This window comes from Shinella fusca, assembly GCF_014203155.1.
Classification (GTDB): Bacteria; Pseudomonadota; Alphaproteobacteria; order Rhizobiales; family Rhizobiaceae; genus Shinella; species Shinella fusca.
On sequence record NZ_JACHIK010000019.1, the window covers coordinates 66734 to 79779 of the forward strand.

11 protein-coding genes and 1 pseudogene are annotated in these 13046 nt (G+C 66.6%); 7 read left to right on the forward strand and 5 right to left on the reverse strand.

Annotated elements, in window-relative coordinates; all coding sequences use genetic code 11:
• Positions 1 to 205: 205 nt before the first annotated feature.
• Complete coding sequence (locus HNQ66_RS20320; protein WP_184146131.1) at positions 206 to 769, forward strand: DUF6101 family protein; 564 nt, start codon at positions 206 to 208, stop codon at positions 767 to 769.
• Positions 770 to 834: 65 nt separating this feature from the next.
• Here the strand turns inward: HNQ66_RS20320 and ubiA are convergent, their stop codons facing one another.
• The 4 genes from ubiA to HNQ66_RS20340 all read right to left on the reverse strand — a co-directional run bounded on the left by ubiA (position 835) and on the right by HNQ66_RS20340 (position 4353).
• Complete coding sequence (gene ubiA / locus HNQ66_RS20325; RefSeq protein ID WP_184146134.1) at positions 835 to 1788, reverse strand: 4-hydroxybenzoate octaprenyltransferase; 954 nt, start codon at positions 1786 to 1788, stop codon at positions 835 to 837.
• 57 nt (positions 1789 to 1845) lie between these two features.
• Positions 1846 to 2625 (reverse strand): MipA/OmpV family protein, encoded by a 780-nt coding sequence (locus HNQ66_RS20330; protein ID WP_184146136.1) that lies wholly within the window; start codon positions 2623 to 2625, stop codon positions 1846 to 1848.
• A gap of 164 nt (positions 2626 to 2789) precedes the next feature.
• Positions 2790 to 3542 (reverse strand): TerC family protein, encoded by a 753-nt coding sequence (locus HNQ66_RS20335; protein WP_184146139.1) that lies wholly within the window; start codon positions 3540 to 3542, stop codon positions 2790 to 2792.
• Between the two features lie 94 nt (positions 3543 to 3636).
• Positions 3637 to 4353, reverse strand: a complete 717-nt coding sequence (locus HNQ66_RS20340) for a TetR/AcrR family transcriptional regulator (protein WP_184146142.1) — start codon at positions 4351 to 4353, stop codon at positions 3637 to 3639.
• Between the two features lie 121 nt (positions 4354 to 4474).
• On the opposite strand from HNQ66_RS20340, the gene HNQ66_RS20345 reads away from it, so the two are divergent.
• The 6 genes from HNQ66_RS20345 to xylA all read left to right on the forward strand — a co-directional run bounded on the left by HNQ66_RS20345 (position 4475) and on the right by xylA (position 12493).
• Positions 4475 to 5662: an HlyD family secretion protein gene (locus HNQ66_RS20345; RefSeq protein WP_184146145.1), complete on the forward strand. Its 1188-nt coding sequence runs from the start codon at positions 4475 to 4477 to the stop codon at positions 5660 to 5662.
• Positions 5663 to 5740: 78 nt separating this feature from the next.
• Positions 5741 to 7336: a DHA2 family efflux MFS transporter permease subunit gene (locus HNQ66_RS20350; RefSeq protein ID WP_184146148.1), complete on the forward strand. Its 1596-nt coding sequence runs from the start codon at positions 5741 to 5743 to the stop codon at positions 7334 to 7336.
• A gap of 84 nt (positions 7337 to 7420) precedes the next feature.
• The gene (locus HNQ66_RS20355; RefSeq protein ID WP_380780601.1) at positions 7421 to 8542 is read left to right on the forward strand and encodes a metallophosphoesterase; all 1122 of its coding nucleotides are present in this window, start codon (positions 7421 to 7423) and stop codon (positions 8540 to 8542) included.
• Positions 8543 to 8625: 83 nt separating this feature from the next.
• Entirely contained in the window at positions 8626 to 9690 is a 1065-nt protein-coding gene (locus HNQ66_RS20360; RefSeq protein WP_184146154.1) for a LacI family DNA-binding transcriptional regulator, read from the forward strand.
• A gap of 10 nt (positions 9691 to 9700) precedes the next feature.
• Positions 9701 to 11155 carry a xylulokinase gene (gene xylB / locus HNQ66_RS20365; RefSeq protein WP_184146156.1) on the forward strand — a complete coding sequence of 485 codons (1455 nt, stop codon included), beginning with the start codon at positions 9701 to 9703 and terminating at the stop codon, positions 11153 to 11155.
• A gap of 27 nt (positions 11156 to 11182) precedes the next feature.
• The gene (gene xylA / locus HNQ66_RS20370) at positions 11183 to 12493 is read left to right on the forward strand and encodes a xylose isomerase (protein ID WP_184146159.1); all 1311 of its coding nucleotides are present in this window, start codon (positions 11183 to 11185) and stop codon (positions 12491 to 12493) included.
• A 436-nt stretch (positions 12494 to 12929) separates the two neighbouring features.
• Here xylA and HNQ66_RS20375 read toward each other — a convergent pair.
• Positions 12930 to 13046: pseudogene (locus HNQ66_RS20375) on the reverse strand (IS110 family transposase); the annotation flags it as partial.

Genomic DNA, 13046 nt, shown 5'->3' on the forward strand with positions numbered 1-13046 from the left:
GGCCTTTCCCGCTGCCCGCCCTTCCGTTCACCTCTTCGAAACCCTAGCCCGTGCGGTTTTGCTAACCATCAGGAACTGCAAAGTTTTCTTAACCGCGATTTTTAAGCGGCCTGGAAGGGAGGGCGCCTAATCTCACGCTCAGAGGACGCAAAGTCCCGATGAGAAGATCGCAAAGCGGCTCTCAAGGAAAACAAGGGCGAAAGACATGCTGAATACCGTTTCCAAGCCGGCATGGGCCGGCAACACGCTAAGGCTCGATCCCAAGCGCTTTCCGCAGCAGGTGACGTTCGAGCTGAGGATGGAAGGAACCGACGCCACCATCACCCTCGACGAGCGCGGCGCCGTCCTGCGCAAGGTCCTGCCTTCCAGCGGCCTGCCGCTTTCCATCGCGCTTCCGGCCCGGGCCTTCAAGGGCGTCGCCGCCCGCGCCATCGACCATGGCAACGGCGAAGTGACCGTGACGCTGGAACTGCACCACGACGACCCGGACCTCTGCATCCCGCTGCTCGTCGCCCATGACCTGTGCGACATCGCCGCCGACTGGCGGAGCTGGTCGGACGCCTACCGCATTCCCATGCTGATGGTGGAAGCCGACGGCATCGCCCGTCCGCTCGACGACCACCTCGCCGTCGGCAGCCGCCCCACCCGGCCGCGCCGCCGCCATTCCTACTTCGCGGACCGCCGCCCCCGCTTCCTCGTGCGCCGCACGACCGGCAAGCTCGGCGTCCAGATGAAGATCGACGGCCGGGAGATCATCGCCCGCCGTTGAGCCTGCGATGAAAGCATGACCTCCGGAAAGCCGGCCGTCCCCTGCGGCCGGCTTTTCGTTTGCCCTCAGGCGAAGAAGAGGGCGAGCACCAGCGCCAGGAAGATGGCGAAGCCGACGACGTGGTTGAACTTGAAGAGCGCGAGGCACTGCACCGGATCGTCGATGTCGAGCGTGCGGATCTGCCAGGCGAACATCAGCGCGGCGGCGGCAAGGCCGAGCCAGGCGAGGATGCCGACGCCGGCAAGCCAGAAGGAAAGCGTCATCAGCGCCACCGTCAGCCCGTAGAGGCCGACGAGCCATTGCCGCGTCCTCTCGCCGAAGAGGCGGGCGGTGGAGCGCACGCCGATCAGGGCGTCGTCCTCCTTGTCCTGGTGGGCGTAGATCGTGTCGTAGCCGATCGTCCAGGCGATGGCGCCGACGTAGAGCGCGACGGGGGCGAGCGAAAGGCTGGCGAACTCGGCCGCCCACCCCATCAGCGCGCCCCAGGAAAAGGCCATGCCGAGGAAGAACTGCGGCCAGTCGGTGAAGCGCTTGGCGAAGGGATAGACCGCGACGATTACAAGCGAGGCGATGCCGAGGCCGATGGTGAAGAGATTGAACTGCAGCAGCACGGCAAGGCCGACGAGCGCCTGCAGCCCCATGAAGATCTTCGCCTGCCGGCGCGTGACGCGGCCCGACGGCAGGGGGCGCGAGCGGGTGCGCGCCACCGCCTGGTCGATATCGTGGTCGACGAGGTCGTTATAGGTGCAGCCGGCCCCGCGCATGGCGACGGCGCCGAGGAAGAACAGCAGGAGATGGCCGACAAGGCGCGCCCAGTCGAAGCTGCCGGCCGCTGCGGCGACATTGGCGGCGAGCGCCGCCGACCACAGGCAGGGCCAGAGAAGAAGCTGCCAGCCGATCGGCCGGTCCCAGCGGGCAAGCTGCGCATAGGGCCAGATGCCGCGCGGCAGGACGCGGTAGACCCAGTTGTCGGACGGCGCATCGGAAACGCGGCCGGAATCGGAGGAGGTGCTGATCATGCACCTAGATCGCAAGCGGCCGCGCCCCGGTCAAGCCGGCACGCGGCCGCAGGCCGTTCAGGGCACGGTGAAACCGAAGCGATAGGTCGCGGCAACGCCGATGAGGGTCTGGTCGCGGTCGCCGCGCTGCTTGACGAGGCTCGAATCGGCCGCGGGGCCCATGAGGCGCTTGTATTCGGCGAAGGCGCTCGTCTCGATGTTCTCGCTGACCTGCCAGGTGATCGCCGCGCCCACGCCGACCGAATGAAGGCCGCCGGACGGATCGTAGGCGGCAAGGCCGGAGGCCGCCACCTGGCTCGGCTTCACGCCGTAATAGGCCTGCATGTAGTCCTTCGAGGCGAGCGTCATGCGCGGGCCGGCCGAAACGCGCACGTTCGGCAGCACATCGACAAAGGCGTCAGCCGCGATATCGGCGACGACGCCGTCATGGCTGCGGATGCCGCGGCGCACTTCGCCGCGCACGCGCAGGAAATCCGTCGGGTAGACTTCCGCAAAGCCGCCGAGCTCGCCGCCGAACTTCACCGGTGTCAGGCCCTTCAGGTCTGCCGAATCGTCCTCGTCGCGCGGCATGATGAGCTTGCCCGTCGCGCCAGCCCGGAAGGCGCCGCTGTCGATGAGGGCGAAGGACGGATTGTCGTTGCGCGAGGAGAAGCGGACCGCGCTGCCCGCCTTGCCGAGCGAGATCAGCGGCGTGATCTGGAAGAGATGCCCCTTCGCGCCCTCGTAGCGCGGCGCGGAAAAGCCGGCGGCGCCGACCTTCAGATACCAGTCGCCGGACCAGAAGTAATCGCCCGCAAGGGCGGGAACGGGCGCAAGAAGGAGGGCGGCCGCAGTCATTGCGGTCGATCGACGGATACTCAAGACACAATCCTCGTTTTACCGGACGACCCGCCGCGGGCCGCCGAAAGCTCTGATTGCGTAAATTTAGCCCTCTTTCGTTACCGTTCCGCTAACCATCGCCTGCACGGAGACGCCCGCGATTCGCGGGCGCTCCCTTTCCCTCAATGCCCGCCCGTGCCCCTGTTTTTCTGCCTTGCATTGCGGGAGAACATGTTCAGCACCTCGACGAGCGCCGAGAAGGCCATGGCGGCGTAGACGTAGCCTTTGGGCACATGGAAGCCCATGCCCTCGGCGATCAGCGTCGTGCCGATCATCAAGAGGAAGGCGAGCGCCAGCATGACGATCGTCGGGTTCTTCTCGATGAAGTTGGCGAGCGGCGTCGCCGCCACCAGCATGACCGTGACGGCGGCGAGCACCGCGACCACCATGATCGGCAGGTGCGGCGTCATGCCGACGGCGGTGATGATGCTGTCGATGGAGAAGACGAGGTCGAGCAGCAGAACCTGGCCGATGGCGGCGGCAAAGCTCGTCGTGACGGCGCCGCCGACCATGTCCTCCTTGTGGTCGATCGGATCGACATTGTGGTGGATCTCCTTCGTCGCCTTCCAGACGAGGAAGAGGCCGCCGGCGATCAGGATCATGTCCTTCCACGAGAAGCCGTGGCCGAAGGCGGTGAAGACCGGCGTGGTGAGCTGGACGATCCAGGCGATGGTGCCGAGCAGCAGGAGGCGCATGACGAGCGCCAGCCCGATGCCGATGCGGCGGGCCTGGGCCCGGTGTTCGGCGGGCAGCTTGTTCGTCAGGATCGAGATGAAGATGAGGTTGTCGATGCCGAGAACGACTTCCATCACGACGAGCGTGACGAGCGCGATCCACGCGGCGGGGTCCTGCATGAGCGCAAGAAGGCTGTCCATCCGGTCTCCTCTCCCTGAATACGGTGCTGGAATGGGCTTTCCGTATGTATGGAGAATCCGCCGTCTGGCAAGACGGGCAGGCCGCGCCTGCCGCTTATTTCACGAATTCGTCATCGACCGCGGGTGTTTGCGCCTTCGCGCCGTAGGCGGCGAGGAAGACGCGGATGGCGGAGGCGACGTTCTTCTCGATCGCCGCTGCGGTCGGCACCTCCTCCATGGCGCCGAAGATGCGCGGCTTGAAGAGCCCGACGGTCGTCAATTCGATGAACTGCTTGGCGGCCTGCACGGTGTCGTCGCACACGACGGTGCCCTCAGTCACCTGGCGGTCGAGATAGGCCTGCAGCACCGAGACGGGATTGATCGGCGTCGCGGTGAAGAAGCGGCTACAGAGCATCGGCAGGCGATGGTTGGCGGCGATCACCATGCGCATGGCGCGGATGGTGTGGTCCGCCGTCATGTGGGTGGCGAAGAGCGTGCCGAATTCCCACAGGGTCTCGGCGATGGGCTTGCGGCTGTCGAGCGCATGGCGCACCGTCTCGGTGATCCGCCCGCGCTCGCGCTCGATCATGTAGCCGAACAGGTCTTCCTTGTTTTCGAAGTAGACGTAGATCGTGCCCTTGGAGACACCCGCGGCCCGCGTGATGTCGTTCATGCTGGCCGCTTCGAAACCCTGCTCCATGAACACGCGTTTCGCCCCGTCGAGGATCTGTTCGCGTTTGGCCGGATCCTCGCCGGCGACGCGGCGGCCCGTATGCGGGATGGCCAACGTGTCTTCCGTCGTGTGCATTTCGCTGCCCGTGTCTGAAACCATGTCTCAACTATTTCGAACCACTCGGTTCGATTTCACTTGATATGCGCGAGAAAGAGAGCTATGTCAAATCGAACCGAACGGTTCAGTTCGGAATTTTATCACAAAGTATGGTGGCAAGCCAATGTCGACTTCCCATGGCGCCGGCACGGCGAAAGTTCGTCCGGTCAATGATGATTTTGAAGCCGAAACCGCCGAGGCCCGGCCGGTGACGACCGCGGAGGCGACCCCTGCCGCCGCCGCCGTCGCGGAACCGGAGAAGAAGAAGGGCGGCCGCCGCATGGCGCTGCCGATCCTCGCCGTGGCGCTGCTCGCCGCCGGCGGCTGGTACGGCTACCAGTGGTGGACGAACGGCCGCTTCATGATCTCGACGGACGACGCCTATATCGAGGGCGACATCGCCTCCATCTCGCCGAAGGTCTCCGGCTATGTCGCGGCGGTGAACGTCGTCGCCAACCAGACGGTCAAGGCCGGCGATCCGCTCGTCACCCTCGACGACGGCGACTATCGCCTCGCCAAGGAGCAGGCCGCGGCGCAGATCGCCACCCAGAAGCTCGCGCTCGACCGCATCGACGCGCAGATCGAGGGGGCTCGCGCCAGCCTTGCGCAGGCCGAGGCCCAGAAGACGGCCTACGAGGCCGCCCTCAGCGGCGCGGAAGTCGCCGAGAAGCGCGCCAAGGAACTGAACGTCAAGGCCGTCGGCACCGCCGCCTCGCTCGACAGCGCGACCGTCGCGCTCGACCAGGCCAAGGCCAACCTCGTCGGGGCCGATGCCAACATCGTGGCCGCCAAGGCGAATATCGCCGTGCTCCAGGCGCAGCGCACGGAGGCCGAAAGCGGCATCCGCACGCTGGAACTGGCGCTTGCCAAGGCGGACCGCGACCTCGGCTTCACCGTGCTGAAGGCGCCCTATGACGGCGTCGTCGGCAATATCTCGGTGCAGGTCGGCGACCTCGTCTCGGCCGGCCAGCGCCTTGCCGCGCTCGTTCCGGTGAAGGACCTCTATATCGAGGCGAACTTCAAGGAGACGCAGATCGCCCATCTCGTTCCCGGCTCGAAGGTGCACCTGCATGTCGATGCCTACGAGGACGACGACATCGTCGGCACGGTCCAGTCCATCGCGCCGGCCTCCGGCTCGGTCTTCTCGCTGCTGCCGGCGGAGAACGCCACGGGCAACTTCACCAAGGTCACGCAGCGCGTGCCGGTCCGCATCGCGATCCCCAGGGACGCGCTGGAGACGGGCAAGCTCCGGGCCGGGCTCTCCGTGGTCGTCGACGTCGACAGCCGCACGGCGCCGGCCGACGCGAACTAAAGGCATATATCGTTTCACCGCATCAGCGGGCCGGCGCCAGCGCCGCCTGCAGGGTGCACCAGACAGGGAGCGCGGGCCATGGCGGCGACCGCTCGAATGACTGCCGGCGCGCTTGCCGCGGCGCCGGCCCATGCCGACCGGGTTCCCACCCGGCGCGTCATCGCGTTCTTCGCGATGGTCTTCGGCATGTTCATGTCGATCCTCGACATTCAGATCGTCTCGGCCTCGCTCTCGGAAATCCAGGCGGGTCTCGGCGCGGGGGCGGATGAGATCGCCTGGGTGCAGACCTCCTATCTCATCGCCGAAGTCATCATGATCCCGCTGTCGGGCACCCTTGCGCGCATCGTCTCGACGCGCATTCTGTTCAGCTTCTCCGCCGCCGGCTTCACCCTTGCGAGCGCCCTTGCCGCGACCGCCACGAACATCGACCAGATGATCGTCTACCGCGCCATCCAGGGTTTCATCGGCGGGGGCATGATCCCCTCGGTCTTCGCGGCCGCCTTCACCATCTTCCCGCCCTCCAAGCGTTCCGTCGTCTCGCCGATGATCGGCCTCGTCGCGACGCTCGCCCCCACCATCGGCCCGACGGTCGGCGGCTATCTCAGCCACGCCTTCTCCTGGCACTGGCTGTTCCTCGTCAACATCATCCCCGGCATCATCGTCACGGTCGTCACCTTCAACCTCATCGATTTCGACAAGCCGGAATTCAGCCTCCTGAAGCGCTTCGACTGGTGGGGCCTCGCCTCCATGGCGGTCTTCCTGGGCTCGCTCGAATACGTGCTGGAAGAGGGCAACAACAAGGACTGGTTCTCCGACGAGCATATCGTCCTCGGCTCGCTGGCTGTGGCGATCGGGGCGATCGTCTTCTTCTGGCGCGCCTTCAAGGTGCCGTTCCCGGTGGTGGACCTGCGCGCGTTTGCCGACCGCAACTTCGCCTTCGGCTCCATCTTCTCCTTCGCCATGGGCATCGGCCTCTACGGCCTCACCTATATCTATCCGCTCTTCCTCGCCCATGTGCGCGGCTACGATGCGCTGATGATCGGCGAGACCATGTTCGTCTCAGGCCTTGCCATGTTCTGCACGGCGCCGATCGCCGGCATGATGTCGTCCAGGCTCGATCCGCGCATCATGATGATGATCGGCTTTGCCGGCTTTGCGCTCGGCACCTGGCTGATGACGCAGCTCACGGCCGACTGGGATTTCTACGAGCTCTTCATTCCGCAGGTCCTGCGCGGCTGCTCGCTGATGATCTGCATGGTGCCGATCAACAACGTGGCCCTCGGTACGCTGCCGCCCGACCGCATCCGCAATGCGTCCGGCCTCTTCAACCTGACGCGCAACCTCGGCGGCGCCGTCGGCCTTGCGATCATCAACACGATCCTGACCCAGCGCACGCAGGAGCATTACCTGCGCCTGTCCGAGCATGTGCAATGGGGCAATCCCGAGGCGCTGGAGCGGCTGCGCAGCATGGCCGGCAACTTCACCGCCCACGGCCTCGACGGCCCCACCATCGCCATCAAGAAGATGGCCGGCATGGTGCATCAGCAGGCCTATATCATGTCGCTCATCGATATCTTCCTGCTTCTGACGGTCCTCTTCGGCGGGCTCGTCGTCTGCGTGCTCGCGATCCGCAAGCCGCAGTCCGGCATGGGCGGGGGCGGCGGCGGGCACTGACCGCCTGCCGCCGGCAACCTCTTGCGGGCGCATCGATTTTTCCGCCACAATGGCGAAAGCCCATCGATGCCCCGGGAGATATCCTTGCCGCCCACACCCACCCGCCGCCATTTCCTCGCCGCCGCCGCCGCCGGCGGCCTCGGCCTGTCGCTTGCCCTTCGCGGCCTTCCGGGCCGGGCCGCGGGGCGGCCGGTAACGGATGCCACCTTCCTCTTTTCCAGCGACGTGCATGCCTGCCTCGTTTCGGCCGACGGGCTCAGCCCGGGCTGCGAGGCGGAGGGCAAGACCGATGCGGCGCTGCTGCGGCACGTCGCGGCGGTGAACGGCCTTGCCGGGCAGGCCTGGCCGGCAGAGATCGGCGGCAAGCCGACCGGCCTTGCTGGCGCGGGCACGGCCATCGTGCCGCCCCTCGGCCTCGTCATCGGCGGGGACCTGACGGACGACGGCGGCGGGCAGGTGAAGGTGCCGGGCGAGGGGCGCCAGCTCCAGCAATATTCCAGCCGCTACCAGCAGGGCGTCGGTCCCGACCGCGTGCACTATCCGGTCTATAGCGGCCTCGGCAATCACGACCTCGACCAGGATGGCGTGAAGCCGCATGTCGACTGGTATCGCCGGGAACTGCGCGACTATGTCGAATTGAACCATCGCTCCACCGTCTTCTACAAGGCGCCCGTGCCGGTGGGGAACTACGACATCGATTCGGACAATTATTCGTGGGACTGGGGCGGGCTGCACCTCATCCAGCTCCAGCGCTTCGGCGGCGACGACAGGAAGGGCGCCATCAGCGGGCTTCCCTGGCTGCAACAGGACCTTGCGACCTATGCCGCCGACGGCCGCCCCGTCGTGCTCTTCCAGCACTACGGCTGGGATTCCTTCTCCACGGAGCACTGGGACCCGGCCGCCGAGACCTTCGACCCGAAGGGCAGCGGCCCGGCGCACTGGTGGACCGATGCCGAGCGCGCCGGACTGCTGGCCGCCCTCAAGGGCTACAACGTGGTCGGCATCTTCCACGGCCACGAGCATCCGACGCCGATGATCTATGCCAGCGAGGGTTACGACCTCTTCAAGCCCGTCGCGGCCTATATGGGCGGCTTCGCGCTCGTGCGCATCACCGATTCCTTCATGGACGTTGTGCTCGGCAAGGCTGGCGAAAACCCCGGCGAAGCCGCCTTCACGAACGCCTTCAGCAAGCGCTTCAAGACCTGAAAAAACGCCTGCCGGCTTCCGGCCGAAAATTTCTGATTTACGTACATCAGAAATTCCTCTAAGGGTCTGCGCACGGAGGAGCGATGAGACCCACGGTTCACGATATTGCCGACAAGGCGGGCGTCAGCCTCGCCACGGTCGACCGCGTCCTCAACGGCCGGCCGGGCGTGCGCGCCGTCACGCGCGCCAAGGTCGAGGCGGCGATCGCAGCGCTCGGCTATGTGCGCGACGTCGCGGCGGCGAACCTTGCCAAGAGCCGTATCTACCCGCTCGTCTTCATCCTGCCGGAGGGCGACAATCCCTTCATGCGGGAACTCGAAGCGGAAGTGCGCCGCGCGGGCCTGCATTCGGCCGCCGAGCGCACGCAGCTTTCCGTCGTCACGGTTCCCGCCTTCGATGCCGCCGCGCTCGCCGCCGCCATCGACGCGGCGGTCGCGGAGAATGTCTCCGGCATCGCCGCCGTCGCGGTGGACGGGCCCGAGGTCTTCTCCGCCATCGAGCGGGCGCGGGCGGCGGGCGTTCCCTTCGTCACGCTGGTCTCCGACCTTGCAGGCTCGGCCCGCGATCATTTCATCGGCGTCGACAACATCGCCGCCGGCCGCACGGCGGGTAGCCTCATGGGCCGCTTCCTCGCCACCCGGCCCGGCCCCGTCGCCGTGCTTGCCGGCTCCATGCGCGTGCGCGACCATGGCGAGCGCCTCGAAGGCTTCCTTGCCGCCATGTCGGCCATGCTCGTCGCCCGGGCCATCCTGCCGGTACTGGAAGGCCAGGACGATCCGGAGCTTTCCTTCTCGCTGATCGCCGAGTGCCTTGCGGAGGTGCCGGACCTTGCCGGCCTCTACAGCCTCGGCGCCGGCAACCGCGGCCTCATTCGGGCGCTTGCCGCCGCGGGGCGCACCGATGTCTGCGTCATCGCCCACGAATTGACGGCCGAGACGCGCGCCGGGCTGGAAAGCGGCCTCGTCGACGCCGTGCTCAACCAGGATGCCGGCCACGAGGTGCGCAGCGCCGTCCGCGTGCTGCGCGCCAAGGCGGACGGCCTGCCGGTCAACGCCGCGCAGGAGCGCATCCGCCTCGATATCTTCATCCGGGACAACCTGCCGGCCGAACCGGACGCAGTTGACCCATCCGCCGCTGGCGGCAACTAGGGAGAACGTGATGTATCTCGGGATCGACCTCGGCACTTCGGGCGTCAAGGCCATGCTGATCGACGCGGACCAGAAGGTTATCGGCTCGGCTTCCAGCCGCGAGGTGGCGACCAGCCGCCCGCATCCCGGCTGGTCGGAGCAGGACCCGGCCGACTGGATCCGCGCCACGGAGGAGGCCGTCGCCGGCCTTCGCGCCGCTCACCCTGGGGCCTTCGCCGCCGTGCGCGGCATCGGCCTTTCCGGCCACATGCACGGGGCGACGCTGATCGATGCGGACGACGCCGTGCTGCGCCCCTGTATCATGTGGAACGACACGCGCAGCCACAAGGAGGCCGCCGCGCTCGATGCCGATCCGCGCTTCCGCAGGATCACCGGCAACATCGTCTTCCCCGGCTTCACCGCGCCGAAGCTCGCCTGGGTAAAGGCCAACGAGCCCGCCGTCTTCGCCAAGGTCCGCCGCGTCTTGCTGCCGAAGGATTTCCTGCGTCTCTGGCTGGCTGGCGAGCATCTTTCGGAAATGTCGGATTCGGCCGGCACGTCCTGGCTCGATACCGGCGCGCGCAAATGGTCCGCCGAACTCCTCGCCGTGACCGATCTGGATGAGAACCAGATGCCGGGCCTGGTCGAAGGCACGGAACCTGGCGGTATCCTCCGGCCGGCGCTCGCTTCCGCCTGGGGGCTTGGCGAGGGCGTCGTCATCGCCGGCGGGGCGGGGGACAATGCGGCCTCCGCCTGCGGCATGGGCACGGTGCGCGAGGGCGCGGCCTTCGTCTCGCTCGGCACCTCCGGCGTGCTCTTCGCCGCCAATGCCCGCTACCTGCCGAACCCGGAAAGCGCGGTCCACGCCTTCTGCCACGCGCTGCCCGATACCTGGCACCAGATGGGCGTCATCCTTTCGGCGACCGATGCGCTCAACTGGCATTCGCGCGTCACCGGCGCGTCCGCCGCCGACCTGACGGCGGAGCTGGGCGAGAGGCTGAAGGCGCCCTCGAGCGTCACGTTCCTGCCCTATCTTTCCGGCGAGCGCACGCCGCACAACGATGCCGCCATCCGCGGCGCCTTCCTCGGCCTCGGCCATGAGAGCGGCCGCGCGGTGCTGACGCAGGCCGTGCTGGAGGGCGTTTCCTTCGCCCTTCGCGACAATCTCGAAGCGCTGAAATCCGCCGGCACGACGCTCTCGCGCGTCACCGCCATCGGCGGCGGCTCGCGCTCGCACTACTGGCTGAAATCCATCGCCACGGCGCTGGACCTGCCTGTCGACCTGCCGGCCGACGGCGATTTCGGCGCGGCCTTCGGCGCCGCCCGTCTCGGGCTCATCGCCGCCACGGGCGCGAACCCGGCCGAGGTGCTGACCGCCCCGGCGACGGCCGAGACCATCGAACCGGAAGCGGCTCTGACGGCCGCCTACGAGGACGCCTACCAGCGCTACCGCCGCCTCTACCCGGCGATCCGCGCCGCCTACTGATCAACGACAATCCAAGAGGAGACATCCATGGCCACCGGCTTCTTCGGCGATATCGCCAAAATCAAGTATGAAGGTCCCGAGAGCACCAATCCGCTCGCCTTCCGCCACTACAATCCCGACGAGATCGTCGCGGGCAAGCGCATGGAGGATCACCTGCGCTTCGCCGTCGCCTATTGGCACACCTTCGTCTGGCCGGGCGGCGACCCCTTCGGCGGGCAGACCTTCCAGCGCCCGTGGTTCGAGGACACGATGAAGGCCGCCAAGCTGAAGGCCGACGTCGCCTTCGAATTCTTCCAGCTCCTGGGCGTGCCGTTCTACTGCTTCCACGATGCCGACGTGCGGCCGGAAGGCAAGGACTTCGTCGAGAACACGAAGAACCTCAACGAGATCGTCGACTACTTTGCCGAAAAGCAGGCCGCAACGGGCGTGAAACTCCTCTGGGGCACGGCGAACCTCTTCTCCAACCGCCGCTACATGGGCGGTGCCGCCACCAATCCGGATCCGGAGGTCTTCGCCTTCGCCGCCGCGACGGTGAAGACCTGCATCGACGCCACGCAGCGCCTTGGCGGCCAGAACTACGTGCTCTGGGGCGGCCGCGAGGGCTACGAGACCTTGCTCAACACGAATATCGGCCAGGAGCTCGACCAGCTCGGCCGCTTCGTCAACATGGTCGTCGAATACAAGCACAAGATCGGCTTCAAGGGCGCGATCCTCATCGAGCCCAAGCCGCAGGAGCCGACCAAGCACCAGTACGATTTCGACGTCGCGACGGTCTACGGCTTCCTCAAGAAGTACGGCCTCGAGAACGAGGTGAAGGTCAATATCGAGCAGGGCCATGCGATCCTCGCCGGCCATTCCTTCGAGCATGAGCTGGCGCTTGCCAACGCGCTCGGCATCTTCGGCTCCATCGACATGAACCGCAACGACTACCAGTCCGGCTGGGATACCGACCAGTTCCCGAACAACGTGCCGGAAATGGCGCTGGCCTACTACCAGGTGCTTGCCGGCGGCGGCTTCACGACGGGCGGCACCAACTTCGACGCCAAGCTGCGCCGCCAGTCGACCGACCCGGCCGATCTCCTCATCGCCCATATCGGCGGCATGGATTGCTGCGCGCGCGGCGTGAAGGCGGCTGCGAAGATGATCGAGGACAAGGCCCTTTCCGGCCCGCTCGCCGAGCGCTACGCCGGCTGGCAGACGCCCGAGGCGCAGAAAATCCTCGCCGGCGGCTCCTCGCTGGAATCGCTGGAAGCCCATGTGCTGAAGAACAACGTCAACCCCGAGCCCCGCTCCGGCCGGCAGGAGTTTCTGGAAAATGTGGTCAACCGCTACGTCTGAGCGGTGTTCGCGATATCGGAAGAGGGCGCCTTCGGGCGCCCTTTTTCGTTGCGGGGTCTCCACTTCGCTGTCTCGCTCATCTGCCCCCACTTCGCCTCACCCACTCGCCGCGCTCCCTCTTTTTCACCCATGTTGCCCCACCCACTGTCGTCATCCTTGGCCTTGAGCCGAGGATCCAGCCGCGAATGAGGCGTGCTCGGGTCAAGCCCGAGCATGACGGAGGAGAGGTGGCATGACGGAGGAGAGGTGGCAGGGCGAGGAGAGGCTTGGCCGAGTGATGAGAGCTTTGACCTGCGAGGAGAGGCTTGGCCGGTCGAGTGGCGATGAGAGAAAGGTGGCCGGGTGAGAGAGGTGCCCGCCGGCAGACATCACTTGGCGAAAACGGTGCGTCCTGTCTCCTTCGCCCCGCTTGCGGGGAGAGCGACTGTCTTTGTGGTCAAGCGTTTTTCCATGGTTTACCGTCGCGGATGATTGCGTTGAGGATGGTGAGGAGTTTTCGCATTGTCGCGACGATGGCGACGATCTTCGGCTTGCCGGCAGCCACGAGCCTGTC

Coding starts and splice junctions, on each gene's coding strand:
- ubiA (WP_184146134.1), bottom strand. CDS start 1,788: ATGATCAGCACCTCCTCCGATTCCGGCCGCGTTTCCGATGCGCCGTCC.
- HNQ66_RS20320 (WP_184146131.1), top strand. CDS start 206: ATGCTGAATACCGTTTCCAAGCCGGCATGGGCCGGCAACACGCTAAGG.
- HNQ66_RS20345 (WP_184146145.1), top strand. CDS start 4,475: ATGTCGACTTCCCATGGCGCCGGCACGGCGAAAGTTCGTCCGGTCAAT.
- xylB (WP_184146156.1), top strand. CDS start 9,701: ATGTATCTCGGGATCGACCTCGGCACTTCGGGCGTCAAGGCCATGCTG.
- xylA (WP_184146159.1), top strand. CDS start 11,183: ATGGCCACCGGCTTCTTCGGCGATATCGCCAAAATCAAGTATGAAGGT.
- HNQ66_RS20335 (WP_184146139.1), bottom strand. CDS start 3,542: ATGGACAGCCTTCTTGCGCTCATGCAGGACCCCGCCGCGTGGATCGCG.
- HNQ66_RS20360 (WP_184146154.1), top strand. CDS start 8,626: ATGAGACCCACGGTTCACGATATTGCCGACAAGGCGGGCGTCAGCCTC.
- HNQ66_RS20340 (WP_184146142.1), bottom strand. CDS start 4,353: ATGGTTTCAGACACGGGCAGCGAAATGCACACGACGGAAGACACGTTG.
- HNQ66_RS20330 (WP_184146136.1), bottom strand. CDS start 2,625: ATGACTGCGGCCGCCCTCCTTCTTGCGCCCGTTCCCGCCCTTGCGGGC.
- HNQ66_RS20350 (WP_184146148.1), top strand. CDS start 5,741: ATGGCGGCGACCGCTCGAATGACTGCCGGCGCGCTTGCCGCGGCGCCG.